Genomic DNA, 18625 nt, shown 5'->3' with positions numbered 1-18625 from the left:
AGCACCGTCACGCAACGATGATCGGCGCCTTGCCCTGAACACGGTTGTAAAGATCGATAATATCCTGATTGATCAGGCGGATACAGCCCGACGACATCGACTGTCCGATCGACCACCATTCCGGCGAACCATGGATACGATAGCCGGTGTCCTGGCCGTTCTGAAAGATATAAAGCGCACGCGCACCAAGCGGATTGTCTGGCCCAGGCTGTTGCCCGTTGCGATATTTTTCCAGATCCGGCCTGCGCTTGATCATTTCCGGCGGCGGCGTCCATACCGGCCATTGCCGCTTATATTGCACATTAGCCGTGCCGGACCATTCAAAGCCCGCCTTGCCAATGCCAACGCCATAGCGCAGCGCCTCGCCACCCGGTAGCACATAATAGAGGAAATGATCTTTCAGGCTGACAACGATGGTGCCCGGTGCCTGTCCGGTCGGATCGGTCACGATCTGGCGGCGGAACTGCTTTGGCACCTTCTGATAAGGGATGGCAGGAAGTGCATAAGGCCCTTCCTGCACGGATGCATACATGACGTCGGGCGTGGTGATGTCGCGGTCGACGCTGATCTGTGGACGCAGGATACCGCCGGTGGACGTGGGGTCCACGTTCATCTGGAAGGCAGACATATCAATTGTCTGCGAACAGCCCGTCGCCCCGGTCAGCACCACGGCGCCCGTTCCTAGAAGAAAGCGGCGGCGGCTTAAATCATCACTCAACTTCGACATGCAAATCGCCCGAAAAAAGTTGCCAGATCAGCCGGACAAACCCGGTCGATATCACCAGTAATTTGCATTTCTATGGTTGAGGAAGGGTTAAAGCCCCCTGAATATGCTCACAAAAAAGAGTGACCCAGGGCGCGGTCAATCAAGAGTTGTAAACGACGGACGGATGCGCAGTATAAACGGCGCACCGTATAGCCTCATCAATAGTCTTTTTCGTAGAAAATACCGCCGCTCGAATCGCCCTCAGCCCCAACAGCACCCTTTGCCTTGAGGTTGCGCGTAATGTCGAGATTGACAGTTCCCTTGGTCGAGCCGCCTGATCCGGCCTCGACGCCGAGATAGATATTGTCGCGGATATAGCGTCCGGCCCGAACCGATGTCTGACCCTTGCTGTCGGTGACGACATCAAGGTCATCTAGGCCGGTGCCTTCGCGCAGTTTATTCATCAGCGAATTGTTCGATCCGCCAGCAAGCTCGGCTGCGGCCGCTGCCAATTGTGCGATCTGGAAGGCGGAAAGCTCGCCTATGGAGCGCTTGAAGATGAGATGAGCCAGCACTTCGTCCTGCGGCAGTTCAGGCGACGAGGAGAACGAAATATCGAGATTATCCACGGTGCCGCGCACGGTGACGATGGCCGTGATATCATTGCCTTCTGAACGGGCCACGAAATTGAGCTGCGGGTTGAGATCGCCGACCAGCGTGACGTGGCCCTCATCGAAGGTAATGCGCTGGCCCAGAATGCCGATGCGGCCCCGGATCATGTCGAAGGCACCGACCGGCTTGATATCACTGACCGGGCCGGTGAGGCGCACGCGCCCACCCAGCTCCGTGTCCAGTCCACGACCGCGCACAAAAATCTGTCTCGGCGCACTGACCAGCACATCGAGCCGCGGACCGGCATTGCTGACAGCCTTGGCGCGGCTTCCCTTGGGTTGGCGGGCTTCGACCTTCGCACGCTCCAGCGTCTGCTCAACCTTCTTCGGCGTATTCTTGTGCTGAACCGGCACGTAAGTCGCACCGCCGCCAAGATTTTCCGGCACCGAGATTTCGGCGCGCTCGACATCGATACGACCGGCAATCAGCGGCGAAGTCGCCAACGGCCCGGTGATGGACAGACCGCCATTAACCGTGGCCACCACCAGCTTGCCGTCGGCATAGCGAGCACGGTCGAGTTTGATATCGATATTGGCCGGAAAATTGGCCGCCGCATTGGTCGAGATCGTACCGCTCGCCGAGACAGCGCCGCCGCTGCCGAGCGCCGCATTGACCTGCCGCAGCGTGACTGTCTCGCCGTCCAGCGTACCCATGACATTGATAGAGTTCACGCGCACATTGGTTTCAGGATCGACAAACGTCGCACCACTTGTCGAGAACATGCCGCGCAATTGCGGGCGGTCAAAACCGCCGGAAACACTGGCCGTCAAGGTCAGTGCACCGCTGACCTGCGCACCGCGATCGGCAAGGAAGCGATTGGCGAGCGCCAGCGGTACATTACCATTGACATTGACGCCAAGCCCCTGGCCAGAAAGCGGAACCTTGCCAGAAGCCGTCACATTGAGGCCTTGCGGGCCGTCAAGCGACAGCGATGCAATATCGACCACCTTGGACGCATATTGACCTGATGCCTGAAGGCTCAACGGTGCCAGACCGTTTTCGCGCAAGGGTTTTGCCGCAAGACCCGATCCCTTTAGGTCGAAACGGGCCGCCGGATTAGCGAGCGGTCCGGTGACGCGAGCGGTGCCGGTCACGTTACCCGCCAGATCCTGCCCCTTGACCACGCCATTAAGAATACCGAGCGGCAGATTGGCAAGCGTCACATCAAGGCCCAATTCGCCGCGCTTGCCGAGCGGCACGCCGCCATTGGCACGTAGATCGATGCCGTTGCCGTTGGCGGCGCCACCCGTCACATGCGCATCCACATTCAGGCGCTCATTGGCAGACGTTCCTTTGGCATCAGCATTGAGCGCCGCAATACCCTGTTTTTTCAACTCAGTAGCCGTCACATCACGTGCCGTCATGTCGAAAGTCACATCGGGTGCATCGCGTGAGCCGGTCAGCCGTGCCGTGCCGTCCACCGTGCCGCCAAGGCCCAGTTCAGGCTTGAATGTATTGGCCAGTGCCAGCGGCAATTTTGACAAAGCGACCGAAAGATCAAGACTCTCATCGACAATGCCGTTGATTTTGACTTCACCGTCGCCGGTATTGACAATCACATTGCCAATCGTGATGGCATTGCCCTTCATTGCAACGGTCGCAGGCTGCGCAAGGTTTGCGCGCAATTGCCCCTGGCGCACATCGGCGGATTGAAGTCCGAGCTCGAAGCCCCCGTCTTTGGGTTCCAGCGAACCGCTCGCACTGGCGATCGTGCCAATTTTGAGTTTTGTATCAGCCGTGAAATCGGTTTTGGAGCCCGTCGCATTGGCCTTGGCCGTGAATGTGTCGACACCGAAAGTGCCAACCATGATGTCACGTGCTGCGGCATTGCCATCAACCACGGGTACGCCGAACAAGTCCTGCGCGCTCAAATCAATATCCGCAAGCGCGATATGATTGTTGTTGACCTTGATGCCGCGTGCGCTGGCCTTCACTGTCGCATTCTGCTTCCCACCCTCGTGGTTAAGCACGATATCGGCGTCGGCCCGACCTGTTGCTTCCGCCAGAAACAGAGCGGCTGCGGTCGAAATATCTGCTGCATCGAGCTTGAGTGAGCCGTCGAGGAGGCCTTTGGCCGTCTGTGTGACATTGCCCGTCAGATGCGCACCACCGGCATTGAAGATGAGATCCGTCAGGCGCTTTTCGTCATTGACGATATCGATCAGTGACGACAGATCAACCCGTTCGCCATTGAGAAACGCTTGCCCTGCAAGCTTGCCGGAAAGGCTTGCGCCTGTCGTGGCATTGCCATCCAGAAGTGCGTTGAAATCCAGCCCGCCATCATTGAGCTTGCGCCCCGCAAGCGCTCCTTGCGGCGCATCGGCGCGTAACGCCAGCGCGATCAACTTGTCCTCGCCACGCGCACTGCCCTTGACCGTCATACGGCCCGAAGCTTTATCGGAGAGAAGTTTTAAATCCGACAGCATGACGCCGAAATTGAAATCCGCCTTATCGGATGCAAAGGAACCATTGGCGGTGATTTCGCTTCGTTCATTGCCGATGCGGAAATCGCTCGCCGAAAAGCCTTGTGCGCTGCGGCCAAGCGCACCGCTCATGCGCACGTCACCGGCAAGGATTTTGTCCACGACTTCTGTGCCGGTGCGCATGTTGCGCGCTGTGCCATCGAGATCTAGATCGAAAGCGCCGCTGATCGGACGCACCACACCCTTGGCCAGAACATCGATGCTGCCAGCCAGATCACTTCCTGCCAAAGCGCCGAAAGGTGCAAGGCTTGCAACCTTTGCGGCGATATTGCCATCGAAGGCGAATTCATTGATCTTGCCCTTAAGGTCAAGGCTCAGACCATTACCCTCGATTTCGGCTTTGGCCAGATCGACCGGGGAGCCTGCACGCCAGCCACCATCGATCAAAAGCCCGATACGATTTCCAAGCGCTTGCGCAATTTCTGCGTGCGGCGAAGAAATGCCGTCCACGCCACCCGCAACCTTGAAAGTGATATGGCGCTCGGCTGCATCGTTGAGGTTTTCGGCAACGCCGCCCATGTCGAGCTTGATATCGGAAGCGGAAAGGGTGCCGTTATTATAATTCTTGACAGCAAGTAGTCCGGTCCAGTCATTGCTGGGCCGGTCGCCATAGGCAATCTCAAGCCGCGCATTGTCGACATAGGTTTCCCCACCCTTGACCGGCAGCAGCACGCGACCCTTGGCTTCATCAGCGATGGCCGCATCGACACGAAGCTTATTGAGGAAGTGATCGCTGCCGGATTCGGCAGAGGCATCCAGCTTGAGCGCGGCACTTTGCACGGAAAGGCTGTCCAGACGGAAACCGCCCGCTTCCTTCAGAACACCATTCGCCGAAAGGATCGAATCCGGTCCAAAGAAGTCGCGGAAAGCAGGTGCCACCAGAACCGCGATGGAACCATTGACGTGGGCTGCGAAAACGCGGCCCTCGCCTTGCCGATTGAGCGTGAAAGCGCCGGTCAGCGTGCGGCTGCCGCTGGTATCGAGCGCCAGATCGATCTTCAGATCATCGAGAAGCCCGGCACCGGTCAGCGAAAGATCAACCGGCGGACGACCATCGATGTTCAACACATTGGCGACGATGCCATTGGCAGGTTCAGAGACTTTAAGATCAAGATCAAGTTTCTGATCGGCATTGGCGTAGGCTGCGCGTAAGCTAAAATCGCCGCCCGGTCCGTCAATGCGCTTGATATCGAAGTTGGAATTCAATGAGCCACCGGCAAGCGACAGCGCACCCGTGGCCGAGACTTCCGATTGAAGACCAAAAATGTCGGAGCCGAAATGCAGCAGCGCCACATCCAGTCGATCGAGATTGATGGAGAGCGGCAATTCCGGCAGGCTGAAGCTTGCAGCTTCCGGCGACGGCAGGCTGTTATCAGGCAAGGGCTTGCGATAGAGATCGATGCGCTCCGCGGCCAATGACTGGATGCTGAGATTGCCAAGCAGCAGTGCCGTACGGCTCCAGTTGAGCCGGGCATTGCGAATGCGCAGCCACACACCTGCGCGGTCGGATACGGTGATCGAACCAACATTTGCCTCGGACGAGAGAACACCGCTCAGACCCGAAATCGCAATGCGTCGGTTGGGCGCGGAAAGCTGGCTTTCGACAAAAGACAGAAAATAGGATTTCTGCTCTTCGTTTTCCGGTGAATCCTCGGCTGGTTCCTGTGCGTCCTGAGCCTTGGCTGATGTGACCGATGCGGTGGTTTGCCGGTCCACGCCAATAAGCACGTCCCACGCGCCAGGAATGGCAACAACTGCCGCAACAGCCATGAAAATCAGGAAAACGGGGATGATGAGGAGATAACGGATCAAAACGCCTGTCCTATGCCAACGTAGAATGCATAGCTCGGATCACCCGAGCGGCGGTTAAGCGGAAGAGCAACGTCGAGGCGCAGCGGTCCAAGCCCGGTCAGGTAACGCAGACCGCCACCCACGCCCACACGCATTTCCTCCGAAAAATCAGGAAATGATTTTGCGCCGACATAGCCGGCATCGACAAAGGCAACCGCTCCGATGGAATCGGTGATGCGAGCACGCACTTCGCCGGACGTTTCAAGCAGCGAGCGTCCGCCGATGACATCGCCGGTTTCGGTTACAACACCGATATTGCGATAACCATAGCCGCGCACCGAACCGCCGCCACCGGCGAGGAACAATTGACTGGGCGGCAGATCGACAATCTCGGCACCGACGACGGAGCCAAGTTTTACACGTCCGGCAAGAATCACGCGGTCGGTTGCGCCAAAACCGTAATAGGTGCGGCCTTCGGCTGTAAAGCGGGTGGCGAAATTGCCCTGCTGGAATTCATAGAAGGGCTGAATATTGCCTTCGAGATAGTAACCGGAGCTCGGATCGGGCTTGTTGTTGCGCGTGTCATAAATCACGCTGCCCTCAAGGCCTGCCGTGGTAAAATCACGCTTGCCGAAATAATCGTCCTCGAACTGGCCGTGGCTTGCCTTGGCATACAGCGCACCGGAAAGCTCGTCGCTGAAAATATGCGTAAAGCCGGTCTTGGCGTTGATCGAAGTTTCGGTATAGGCGTCGAGCACTTCACGCTTGGCATCAAGGGATGCCACAAAATCCGTATCCGGCGTATAGACGCCGGGCTTGGTGAAGCTCGTCCCCAGCAAATAGCTGTAATTCTGCGGACTGAAGGAATTGTCCTGCGAACCGCCGACACCGCTGACCTTGGCGTCGAATCGCAGACGCTCGCCGCGTCCGAACAGGTTGCGATGCATCCAGTAGCCGGTGACGCCAAAGCCGTCGAGAGTCGAATATTCAGCACCGAAACCGAACCGGCGGGGTTTTCGCTCCTGCACGGTAAGCTTCATCGGCAGGCTGCCATCCGGCTCTATTTCTTCGGCTTCCTCGAAACTCATGGCGCGGAATACTTCCATGCGGCCAAGACGCTTCTTCGCCTTTTCGATATCATCGGGATCGTATTCCTGCCCCGGCTTGAGGCCAGTCATCCAGGCCACGAATTGCGGGTCCATGCGGGCGGTGCCGACAACGCTGACCGGCCCGTAATGCGCCTTGCGACCCGGATCGAGCCCGATATCCGCATCGACCGTGTTGCCGTCATGATCGGCGACGATGTCCTCGCCTGTCACACGCGCCTTGGGATACCCCTGCTGCCGCCAGGCTTCAACCGCCAGGCGCTCAGCCTTCAAAATGGTCCCGGAACGCGCGAGTTTTCCCGGCGCAAAGCCTGCCTCTTCCGGCGACTGCACGACATCGCGCTTATCGGTGGCCGGCGGTGCAAGATTGGAGATGGCGGTGCGTGCAAACATGAATTGCGGACCGGGATCGACCGTGATCGCCACCTTCGCATCATTGGGAATATCCGCGTCAGGCGGAATGTCATTGGCCTCGCGACCATTGACGGTAATCGAAATCGTACCGCCATAGCGGCCTTCGCCATAAAGGGACGCCAGAATGCGGCGATAATCACCGCGGGCCTTGGCCAAAAGCCCGGCGGAACCGGAAGCGGGTTTGTCTGCATCCGAGACTAGACCCGAAGCGCCCTCCACAGTGGATTTGACGTCAGCCTCGCTGCCATCCACATTCTTGCGGTTCCCCGCGGTCGTCACCTCGACCGAATAGGGCTTTGGATCGATGATATCAGGATCTTCTTTTTTGTCCTCGCCCCACAGACGAACACCGAACAGCTCGAACGCCAGCGCAGGCGAGACGGCAAAAACGGAAAAATGCGCGGCCAGCAAAAGTGCAGCCACACGCCTTCCGTATATCGTCCTGTTACTCAAAGTCATACGCGCTACTGTCCGGTTCTTATTTATGCGGTCGCCGGTTGACGTCCCGCCTGCCTCCCACCCGAACATTTAAGTCCAGTTGGGCTTAGCATAGGGAACGTTGCGGGCCAAGCGACAAGCCGAGGCTCATAATTAGATATGACCGGATTGAGTCAAGGGAGTGTTAACATTACTACAGGATTAACTCTGTCCATCCGTGAAAAAATCTTGTGGCATAAAAAAAGGCGCTCCGGAGATACCGGAGCGCCACGCGGCTTTTCTGGGGGGAGAGAGGGAGGAAAAAGCCGCGTACCGGGCCGTCAGGCCTTGGTCAGATCCGGCGGTCAGCTTTATGTGCTGCCCGCCAAACGGGATTGAAAGCGCGTTCCGAAAAATGTGAGACGATTTTCGGGATGCGCGGTAAATCAAAAAAATTAGAGCGCCGATCTGATAAATTCAGATCGCATAGGCGTCCTAAGGAAGATTGCGCGCATCATCCGGTGTCATATACATCGGCATCATATTGGTATCGAGGTGATGCATGACCCAGATGGAGCCAGCAAGCACGATGGCCAGAATGATGACCGTGAAAATGAGCGCCAGAATATTCCAGCCGCCTTCCGATTTCGGGTCAAGGTGCAGGAAATAAACCAGATGCACGAGGATCTGCACCACGGCGATGCCGATCACAATTGCCGCCGTCGTTCCCGGCGTGAAATAGCCATTCATTGCCAGAAGGAATGGAACGACAGTAAGAATCACCGCCAGCACGAAGCCGATCAGATAGGTTTTCAGGCTACCATGAGCCGCGTCATGCGGCGTGGCGTGGTCGTGTGTTTCATGTACAGAGTTCATCACAAGACCCCTAGCAGATAGACAAGAGTAAAGACGCCGATCCAGATGATGTCGAGGAAGTGCCAGAACAGGCTTAGCGACATCACACGGGTCTGGTTCTTTTCAGTAAGGCCGTCACGTAAGAGCTGGGCGGAAAGCACCAGAATCCAGATCAGGCCTGAGAAGATGTGAAAACCGTGCGTTCCCACCAGCGCAAAGAACGCGGAAAGGAAGGCACTGGTTCCTGGTCCCGCACCATCAGCGATCAGATGATGGAATTCATAGATTTCCATCACCAGAAATGCAAAACCCAGCAGGAAAGTCATGCCCAGCCAGAACAAAAGACCGGCGCGGTTCTTCTTGTACATGGCCAACGTCGCCAGACCATAGGTCAGAGAGGAGACGAGAAGCAGCATGGTTTCGGTAAGAACGAATTGAAGGTCGAACAGTTCGCGTCCAGTCGGACCACCCGCGAACTGATGCGCCAGAACCGCATAGGTCGCAAACAGGCCCGAGAACAGCACGCAGTCGCTCATCAGGTAGATCCAGAAACCGACCAGCGTGGTCGATCCTGCATCATGATGATCCTCATGCGCGGGATGCTCGTTGCCCCCCTTGAAGGGAGCTGTGGTTGAAATGCTTGTGCTCATAGCAATCACGCCTCCTGAGCCGACAATTGCCGGGTGCGAACGTCTTCGACTTTCTGCACTTCCTCGGCCGAGACATAATAGTCCCTGTCATTGTTGAAGGAATGGATGATGGCGGTTGCAAGAACGGCGAGACCGGCTGCTATCGCCAGCCACCAGATATGCCACACCAGCGCAAAACCGAGCGGAATGGTCAGCATGCCGATGATGAAGCCGGTACCGGTATTCTTCGGCATATGAATGCGCGCGAATTTCTCGGTGCGGCGGACATAACCGTGTTTCTTCATATCCCACCAGCTGTCATGGTCACGCACATGCGGCACTTCGGCGAAATTGTAGAAGGGCGGCGGTGACGAGATCGACCATTCCAGTGTGCGGCCCGTACCCCAGCTGTCACCATTGGTATCGCGCAGTTTTTCACGATCGCGAATCGAGACCATGATCTGAAGAACCTGCAGTACGATCCCGCACAGGATGATTGCGACGCCGATTGCCGCAATGATGAGATAGATGTGCCAAGCTGGATTTTCAGTGTGATTAAGACGCCGCGTCATGCCCATCAGTCCAAGGATATAAAGCGGCATGAAGGCCATGATAAAGCCGACCAGCCAGCACCAGAACGCCTTGCGGCCGAGACCTTCGTGCAACTTGAAGCCGAATGCCTTGGGCCACCAGTAGATGAGACCAGCAAAACAACCGAACAGCACGCCTGAAATGATGACGTTATGGAAGTGGGCGATCAGAAACACCGAATTGTGCAGCACGAAATCCGCAGGTGGGACGGCGAGCAGAACGCCGGTCATGCCGCCCACCACAAAGGTGCACATGAAGCCGACCGTCCAGAGCATGGGCGTTTCCATGCGCACGCGGCCCTTATACATTGTAAACAACCAGTTGAAGACCTTGGCCCCTGTCGGGATCGAGATGATCATGGTTGCAACACCGAAGAACGCGTTGACGCTGGCACCACCACCCATGGTGAAGAAGTGATGCACCCAGACCAGAAACGACAGGATTGTGATAGCAACCGTCGCGTAGACCATGGATGCATAACCGAACAGGCGCTTGCCCGACAGGGTCGCCACCACTTCCGAGAAGACTCCGAAGCAGGGGAGCACAAGAATATAGACTTCCGGGTGCCCCCAGATCCAGATGAGGTTGACATACATCATCGGATTGCCGCCACTGTCATTGGTGAAGAAGTGGAAATCCAGATAACGATCAAGCGTCAAGAGGGACAGCGTCACAGTCAGGATCGGGAAGGCAGCGACGATCAATACGTTCGAGCAGAGCGACGTCCACGTGAAAACCGGAACCTGCATCATGCCCATGCCGGGCGCGCGCATCTTGATGATGGTGGTGATCAGGTTGACGCCAGACAGAAGCGTTCCCATACCCGAAATCTGCAAGGCCCAGAGATAATAATCGACGCCGACGTCCGGGCTGAATTCTTTACCCGATAGCGGCGGATAGGCAAGCCAGCCGGTCTTGGCGAATTCACCGATACCGAGCGAGATATTGACCAGAATGGCACCTGCAACTGTAAGCCAGAAGCTCAGTGAATTGAGGTAGGGAAAGGCAACATCGCGCGCACCGATCTGAAGCGGAACGGCAAAGTTCATCAGACCAACAATGAAGGGCATCGCCACGAAAAAGATCATGATCACGCCGTGCGCCGTAAAAATCTGATCGTAGTGGTGCGGCGGCAAAAAGCCTTCATTGGCGCCCGAGGCCAAGGCCTGCTGCGCCCGCATCATGACGGCATCCGAAAAGCCGCGGAACAGCATGACCAGCGCCAGAATGATATACATGATGCCGATCCGCTTGTGATCGACGGATGTCAGCCAGTCCGTCCACAGGACACCCCATTTGCGAAAATAGGTAATGGCTGCAAAGATGGCGAAGCCGACGACGCCGATACCGACCATAGTGGTCAGAATGATCGGATCGTAAGGAATGGCTTCAAGCGTAAGTTTTCCGAACATTATTTTTCACGCTTCGATTGGCGCAGCTCCGAAAGAAGGCGATGACGCCTCATTGGCCGGAACTGCTTGAAACAAAGGATTGAATGCGTTTGACCGCGACCTCACGTGAGATCGCAGCTAAATCGACCATTCAGTTCTGACGCTGAGGCGTTTCCAGCTGCGTAAGACGCTGAGGCGCAATTGCACAAATGACGTCGTTCGCCCACTGGCTGAAATCGACGGGCGAAGACTTGCGCAGGGTGGCGCGCGCCTCCCTGATCATCTGCTGGCGATGCATTTCATCATCAAGACAGACAGACTGCCCATCCCAGCAGCGGTTCACGATATTGTGGAACAGCGCCTTGTCATTATAAGTGAAGAATTGTGGCGGGTGCTTTTCGCTCGGCTGGACCAGCGAAGCATACCGTTCGCGGCTGAGTTCTTCGCCTCTGGCCTTCACATCAGCAACCCACTTGTCAAAGTCGGCCTGATTATAGGCATGCGCCCGAAAACGCATCTGGGCAAAGCCCTGACCACTGTAATTGGCCGAAATGCCGTCAAAATTGCCTTCATGATTGGCAATCAGATGCAGCTTGGTCTGCATGCTCGGCATGGTATAGACCATGCTGCCCAGCGCCGGGATGAAGAAGGAATTCATGATGTTGCTGGAGGTCAGCTTGAAATTGACCGGCACATCGACTGGCATCGCCATTTCATTGACGGTCGCGATTCCCTGATCTGGATAAATGAACAGCCATTTCCAATCGAGCGCCACCACTTCCACATTGATCGGCTTGACGCTCGATTCCAGCGGACGATAGGGATCAAGCTTATGCGTCGCAAACCATGTCACCGTTCCAAGAACGATGATCAGCGCCACGGGAATAAGCCACACGGCAAGCTCGATCTTTGTCGAATGATGCCAGTCAGGCTGGTAATCAGCCTCCTCGTTAGTGGCGCGGTACTTCCAGACGAAGAACAGCGTCATGAAGATAACGGGAAGAACGACGAGCAGCATCAGGCCTGTCGCAAAAAAGATGAGATCGCGTTCAGCCATGCCGACCTCTCCCTTGGGAGAGAGCAGGACCTGATTCTCGCAGCCAGCGAGAAACGTAATCAGGGCCAGTACGGCGAACGAAGCGATCGTCCGGGGGGTGCCGTGTTTCATTTATCTTTCCATCCTGCACCGCTGCTATCTGGAGACATGAACACTTACCCACTGAAACAAGTGAGCAGGTCTTTCAAATCACCTGATCGCACCGGGCGATTAAGAAGCCGGTTGGTTTGAACCTGAAATCGCTTTCAGGAGACGTTGCAACATGGGGGGCCGTCAGACCGACACGCCGCAAACTTCAAATCCGGCACAAGCGTCTTTTCCAGTTTTCGGTAAATTCTGAAAATTCCAAACGTACCGTTATAATGAATAATTGCGTTTGTCACCCGTCTCTTCAAAATTGTGCTGTATAGGATTGTCGCGCCTGCCTCCGCACTAGTCCTTTTACGTGCAGACGACGTCGTTGAGATGAAAGCTAGCTCCCAACAAACCATTTCTTGTTTCTGCTGAAAATGTTTATGCCCATAGCTATGACCGCGGGCATTGTCGCGTTGGCCAGACAATGGAACCAAAAACTGGGAACCAAAACCTGGAAACTAAGCCATGGAAACGAAAGCATGATCTTTGCTGAACTGCCGTTAGAAGAAGCCGAAGGGGCAGTTCTGGCCTATGCGGTAGATGCAGGTACGATAAATCTGCGTAAAGGAACCACTCTGACAGCGGAGCATATCGCCCTTCTCCGGCAAGGTGGTTGCGACCAAGTTCTGGCAGCGAGATTTGAACACGGCGATATCGGCGAGGACGAAGCCGCCCGAAGGATAGGCGAAGCGCTTGCAACGACCACAATTGCGGCAGGCGACGCTACCGCCGGACGTATAAATCTTTTTGCACAAGCTGACGGGGTGTTCTGCGCTAACAAGGCAAGCGTCGATGCCCTCAACGCTCTCGACCCGAGCATTTCACTGGCGACCCTCTACAGCTATACGCGTGTTGAAAAGGACCAGATGGTTGCGACAATCAAGATCATTCCCTTTGCAATTCCCGAATCGAGCGTGGATGCAGTCTGCTCTCTTCTCGGCAAAGTCCCGGCCGTCAGTGTCGAAGCTTTCCGGCCCTTGCGCGTCGGTCTCGTGCAATCGCGCTTGCCCTCGACACGCGATTCGGTTCTCGATAAGACCCGCGACATCATGAAGAAGCGGGTTGCTCGCAATGGCGGTCAGCTTGTCACGGAACAACGCGTCGCCCATGACACGCAAGCGCTGGCCGCAGCCATAGGTGCTGTCGCGCAAGATTGCGATATTCTGGTAATGTTCAGCGCGTCGGCTGTCGCCGATGCTGCCGATATCTTGCCACGTTCAATCCTGATGTCGGGCGGAAAAATCCTGCGCATCGGCGTACCGGTTGACCCGGGCAATCTGCTCGTGCTGGGGAAGCGTCGCGGAAAATATATCATTGCAGCACCCGGTTCGGCACGCAGTGTGCGTGGCAACAGCCTCGACCCGGTGCTCGACCGACTTATGGCAGGCATAGATCTGAATGGCGCAGACCTCGCACGCATGGGTGTCGGTGGGCTTCTTTTATAAAAAACTCTATTTTTAAAAGACGACTGAAGTCATTTTGATGCACCGCCCACGACTTCATAATCGAGAACCAGAATACCGTCCAGCCCGCCCTCGGCCGCCTCGACAAGCGCCGTGCCAACTTTCACATGCTCTGGATGAGGCAAATAAGCGTCACGGGCGCCTGCATCGACAAAATCCACCACGAAGCCGTGACCAAACCCCTTATTCAGCCCTTCAGAACTGTTATTTGGCCCGACTGTGATGGCGAGGATACCATCAATCTTGTCCTTGAGGGTGAGGACAGAATTCAGCGCCTCCCCTATGGTAGCTGCACCAAGATCAGCCTTGAATTTAATCAGTACAATATGGCGTATCATTGTATTGGGATGCCTCTGATTTGGAAAAGAATTGATAAAATATCATACTGAAACGAAAAAGGCCGGGACAAGCCCGACCTTCTGCTTTCACTGGAAATTGACGCCGGTTCATCCGCGGTCGCCGTACCAGTGAATTCCTGATACAAGGATAGGTTTAACGGCTCTCCGTTTCAAGTTTATGACAGGACGGACAATTCCGAATAGATTGGTCCGATGCACTCACTTCACATCCTGTCGTAATTTGACAGAATGCGATCCGCTCTCAATATTGGTTTTGAACCCCGCAACTTTTCCAAAAACAGCTGCACACGTTCCGGAGCGCTCGCTCAGGCCGCCATAACCATAGTCGCGGGTTTTACACTATTGTAACTCCAGACCTCGTCCAGACAATGTTGCATGAGATCCAGATCAACCGGACCAATCCTGCTAAGCACGAGATCAAGCTCGTCAGGCTGCACACCGCGATTAAGAAGCGCGACAATGGCCTCGATCAAAAGCTTTTTATCATCAAACCTGTAGAGCTGCATAAACCCGCTCCGCCCCTCTGACGTTCATAGCCAAATCTAAGCAATTATAGTTAACGAAACCTTAACGCTAAACGCCACAAGCATTTTACATCCGGTTATCGAATAGAGCATCCAATCACCCGATGACGTCACGCCGCCCGGCAATAAAGCTTATCAAAAATTTATCTTTAAAAATCAGTATATTTTGTATGCGTCATTTCAATGTCTTACTGTTGCCAGATATTCAGAACAATACAAGCATAAAAACACCGATAATAATTTTTATTCTAATAATTTTAAAATCAATACAAATATTAAATTATTCATTTATTATAAAATAACAATATACGCTCATTTGAATGATAGAGAACTGGCGTAACAACTTTTTCCACGCACAAACCGGGGAAATCGTCGAGATCGGGAGCAGGTCCCGAGCAGCACTCCTCCCTCCGGTGTAAACACTTGCCCAAAACGCAAAACGCCGGGGCAATGCCCCGGCGCTTCGTTGTTTGACATGCTGCTTCTTATTCGACGCCGACGATTTTGCCATCATCCCACTTGAAAATGTCGAAGCTTGGCGAAGAAAGATCGCCATTTTCGCCATAAGTGAGCGAACCAATTGCCGTTTCAATGGCTTCGCCACCATGCAAAACCTTGGCAACCGCAGCGGAATCGTCCGCAGAGCCGGCCTTTTCAATGCCCGCCTTGATGACTTCCATGGCAGCATAGGCATTCATGGTGAAAGCTTCAGCCGGAATATTCTTGGCCTTCAGCGCTTCGAGTGCATCCTTGGACGCCGGGTTCTTGGTCGCGTCAGCAGCATTGGTGAAGAGTGAGCCCTGCGCATTGCTGCCACCGATTGCCCAAAACTCGGTATTGGAAATCCCTTCACCACCGAGCACCAGCGCCTTGAGATCTGCATCATGCAACTGGCGCGACAGCAGACCGCCTTCAGCATGATAACCGCCGAAATAGATCACTTCGGCGCCAGCTGATTTCATCTTGGTCACGAGTGCACTGAAATCCTTGTCACCGGGAGTGACAGAATCATAATGTACTTCGGTAACGCCGCCCTTGTTGAGCGCGGCCTTGAAGGAATCAGCCAGACCCTTGCCATAGGCACCCTTGTCATGAACGATGGCGACCTTCTTGTCCTTGAGGTTCTCCAGAACGTAAGCGGCCATGACTTCGGCCTGCTGATCATCGCGGCCACAAGTGCGGAATACGTTTTCCAGTCCGCGTGCAGTGAGATCTGGGCCGGTTGCGGTCGGCGTGACCATGAGGACGCCGTTTTCTGAGAAAACGTCGGAGACGGGAATAGCGACGCCGGTGGTAACCGGACCGACGACAAACTTGATGCCATCACCCACAAGCTGGTTAGCGGCAGAAACGCCTTGCTTTGGCTCGCCAGCGTCGTCGGCAAATTTCAGAACGATTTTCTCGCCATTGATACCGCCGTTTTTATTGATGACTTCGGCGGCGGTTTCCGCACCCTTCTTGACCTGATCGCCGAAAGCGGCAACAGGGCCAGTCAGCGGAGCAAGAACACCGATGGTGATATCGGCATAAGCGGTGCTGGCAAAGCCGAGGGTGGCTGCGAAAGCCACGCCTGACAGAAGCTTGAGATTCATATCTTTTCTCCTTTGGTAGGGCGACATGCCTTGTCGACCCCCGAAACAACCCTTACCGGTCAATCAAAAAGCACGATATGCCATGCGATTGCCGGGCCCTCCCTTTTGCTCATCATATGATTTCAAAGGGTCAATCCAAAAGCTCGCCACCCTCACCGTCAGACGGTAGGAGCCATAATATTATCCGAAATCGCCTTCGCCCTTTCGGAAAAATGCTCCGCACAGGGAGCGAACTTTCATAATGGAACAAGAATGCATTTCCGGCCTGCGTTTGCAAGAGGCCAAGTGCCCGCAGCTACAACGAAAAACCGTGTTCCTGCGCTCCCGTTCCTTGAGGCGTCAGTCTTGCTGGAGTGCCACAATATCGCGATAAAGCTCGAGAGCTTCCGGATTTGCCAGCGCCTCGCGGTTCTTGACCTCGCGGCCATGCACAATATCGCGCACCGCAAGCTCGACGATCTTGCCCGACTTGGTACGCGGAATATCGCTGACCGCAACGATCTTTGCGGGAACGTGGCGCGGTGTCGCGCCTGTTCGAATTTTGGTTCTGACACGTGCGACGAGATCGTCGGTCAATTCGACGCCCTCAGCCAACCGCACGAACAGCACAACACGTACGTCCCCGTCCCAGTCTTGCCCGATGCACAGCGCCTCGGCAATGTCCGGCAATTGCTCGACCTGATTGTAAATCTCTGCCGTGCCAATGCGCACCCCACCCGGATTGAGCGTCGCATCCGAGCGTCCGTGAATGATAATACCGTCGTGGTCTGTCCATTGCGCAAAATCGCCATGGCACCAGATATTGTCGAAACGTTCAAAATAAGCGGCCTGATACCTGCTGCCGTCAGGATCGTTCCAGAATTCGAGCGGCATACAGGGAAAAGCTTGGGCGCAGACGAGTTCGCCCTTCTCACCCCTGACCGGCCTGCCCTCATCATCCCAGACATCGACAGCCAGACCCAGACCAGGCCCCTGAATTTCGCCCTGCCAGACCGGCTCGGTCGGTACACCCAGCACGAAGCAGGACACAATGTCCGTGCCGCCGGAAATCGAGGCCAGATGCACGTCGGATTTGATGGCATCATAGACGAAAGCAAAACCTTCCGGCGACAAAGGCGATCCGGTAGAAGAAATTGTGCGTAAGGCGGAGAGATCATGCGTCTCGCGGGGCTTCAGTCCTGATTTCAACACCGCATCAATGAATTTGGCGGAAGTGCCAAAATAGGTGATTTTTTCCGCTTCAGCATAATCGAATAGCACGTTACCGTCAGGATAGAAGGGTGAGCCGTCATAAAGCATGAGCGTTGCACCCGAGGCGATGCCCGAGGCCAGCCAGTTCCACATCATCCAGCCGCAAGTGGTAAAATAGAAAAAGCGGTCGCCGTCGCGAATATCAGCATGCAGGCTATGCTCTTTGAGGTGCTGCAAAAGCACCCCGCCCGCACGATGCACGATGCATTTGGGAATGCCCGTGGTGCCTGAGGAAAACAAAATGCAGAGCGGATGATCGAATGGCAGGCGCGTGAATTCGACGGTCGTTGCTGTAAACGGATCCAGCGCCGCATCGAGCGCCACAGCTTTTTCGGCTTTTGCGGCAACCGTCTCCGCCTCGCCCAGATAGGTGACAATCACGGCACGGTGCAACCCCGGCAACCGCGCGACGACCTCTGCAACCTTATCGGCCACATCGATGCGCTTGCCATTGTACCAGTAGCCATCGCAGGCAAAAAACAGCTTTGGCTCGATCTGGCCGAATCGATCCAGAACGCCTTCGACACCGAAATCTGGCGAACACGACGACCAGACGGCACCGATGGAGCTCGCCGCCAGCATCAGCGCGATAGCCTCGGGCATGTTGGGCATCATGCCCGCGATGCGGTCGCCGGGTTCGACACCTTCGGAAAGCATGAATTGCTGGAGTTTTGAAACCAGCGCGTGCAAATCATCCCATGTCAGGCGGCGCTCGACCTTGTCCTCACCACGAAAGATGATCGCCTCGTCGCGGCCTTCATGTCGCAGCAGGTTCTCCGCGAAATTAAGCTCCGCCTGCGGAAAGAATTTTGCCTCCCGCATGAGACCCCGATCAATCAGGTCTGTCTCACCACGCTCCCCGATGACCTCGCAAAAATCCCAGACAAGGCGCCAGAACGAAGCGCGGTCTTCCACCGACCATTGATGCAGTGCGGCATAATCGGGCAGGCTCAGCCCGCTGCGCTGTTCGGCGCGAATGCGGAACTGCTCCAGATTGCTCGTGACAACGCGTGCGGCATCCGGCTGCCACAATGGTTGTTCATCAAAAGCTTGCGTTGAGATTGCCTCGGTGCTCATCATTCCTCCCAGAGTCGCAGCAGAGCATGCACCCGCCCTATATCGCAACGGTTTTCTAGAAGAGAGTTTGAAGCATGTCCATGTTTTTCCCGTTGCTTCACATTGACTTGCT

Annotated in this window: 12 protein-coding genes; 1 reads left to right on the top strand and 11 read right to left on the bottom strand. The window is 55.5% G+C overall.

From position 1 onward, the window contains the following. Positions 1-7 precede the first annotated feature (7 nt). From AAIB41_RS10230 to cyoA, 7 genes are all read right to left on the bottom strand, one after another. Positions 8-727 (bottom strand): L,D-transpeptidase, encoded by a 720-nt coding sequence (locus tag AAIB41_RS10230; RefSeq protein WP_343313226.1) that lies wholly within the window; start codon positions 725-727, stop codon positions 8-10. 197 nt (positions 728-924) lie between these two features. Then, entirely contained in the window at positions 925-5631 is a 4707-nt protein-coding gene (locus AAIB41_RS10225; RefSeq protein ID WP_343314738.1) for a translocation/assembly module TamB domain-containing protein, read from the bottom strand. A 38-nt stretch (positions 5632-5669) separates the two neighbouring features. After that, positions 5670-7631, bottom strand: coding sequence for an autotransporter assembly complex family protein (locus AAIB41_RS10220; RefSeq protein WP_343313224.1), 1962 nt, complete (start codon positions 7629-7631; stop codon positions 5670-5672). A 453-nt stretch (positions 7632-8084) separates the two neighbouring features. After that, positions 8085-8465 carry a cytochrome o ubiquinol oxidase subunit IV gene (gene cyoD / locus AAIB41_RS10215; RefSeq protein ID WP_343313223.1) on the bottom strand — a complete coding sequence of 127 codons (381 nt, stop codon included), beginning with the start codon at positions 8463-8465 and terminating at the stop codon, positions 8085-8087. Further along, positions 8465-9094 (bottom strand): cytochrome o ubiquinol oxidase subunit III, encoded by a 630-nt coding sequence (cyoC, locus tag AAIB41_RS10210; RefSeq protein WP_343313221.1) that lies wholly within the window; start codon positions 9092-9094, stop codon positions 8465-8467. The genes cyoD and cyoC overlap by 1 nt, the downstream gene beginning before the upstream one ends. 5 nt (positions 9095-9099) lie before the next feature. After that, positions 9100-11076 (bottom strand): cytochrome o ubiquinol oxidase subunit I, encoded by a 1977-nt coding sequence (gene cyoB, locus AAIB41_RS10205; protein ID WP_343313219.1) that lies wholly within the window; start codon positions 11074-11076, stop codon positions 9100-9102. 130 nt (positions 11077-11206) lie between these two features. Continuing rightward, positions 11207-12223, bottom strand: a complete 1017-nt coding sequence (gene cyoA, locus AAIB41_RS10200; RefSeq protein ID WP_343313217.1) for a ubiquinol oxidase subunit II — start codon at positions 12221-12223, stop codon at positions 11207-11209. A 503-nt stretch (positions 12224-12726) separates the two neighbouring features. Between cyoA and AAIB41_RS10195 the strand changes: the two genes are divergently transcribed. After that, complete coding sequence (locus AAIB41_RS10195) at positions 12727-13692, top strand: molybdopterin-binding protein (protein ID WP_343313215.1); 966 nt, start codon at positions 12727-12729, stop codon at positions 13690-13692. 29 nt (positions 13693-13721) lie between these two features. On the opposite strand, the gene AAIB41_RS10190 is transcribed toward AAIB41_RS10195, so the two are convergent. From AAIB41_RS10190 to AAIB41_RS10175, 4 genes are all read right to left on the bottom strand, one after another. Then, complete coding sequence (locus AAIB41_RS10190) at positions 13722-14048, bottom strand: Dabb family protein (protein ID WP_343313214.1); 327 nt, start codon at positions 14046-14048, stop codon at positions 13722-13724. A 326-nt stretch (positions 14049-14374) separates the two neighbouring features. Next, positions 14375-14575, bottom strand: coding sequence for a hypothetical protein (locus AAIB41_RS10185; RefSeq protein WP_343313213.1), 201 nt, complete (start codon positions 14573-14575; stop codon positions 14375-14377). Between the two features lie 503 nt (positions 14576-15078). Beyond that, entirely contained in the window at positions 15079-16185 is a 1107-nt protein-coding gene (locus tag AAIB41_RS10180) for a branched-chain amino acid ABC transporter substrate-binding protein (protein WP_343313212.1), read from the bottom strand. 339 nt (positions 16186-16524) lie between these two features. Beyond that, positions 16525-18513, bottom strand: coding sequence for an acetoacetate--CoA ligase (locus AAIB41_RS10175; protein ID WP_343314737.1), 1989 nt, complete (start codon positions 18511-18513; stop codon positions 16525-16527). Between the last annotated feature and the right edge of the window lie 112 nt (positions 18514-18625).

Source organism: Brucella sp. BE17 (assembly GCF_039545455.1).
GTDB lineage: Bacteria > Pseudomonadota > Alphaproteobacteria > Rhizobiales > Rhizobiaceae > Brucella.
This window is presented reverse-complemented; position numbering and strand designations above follow the sequence as displayed.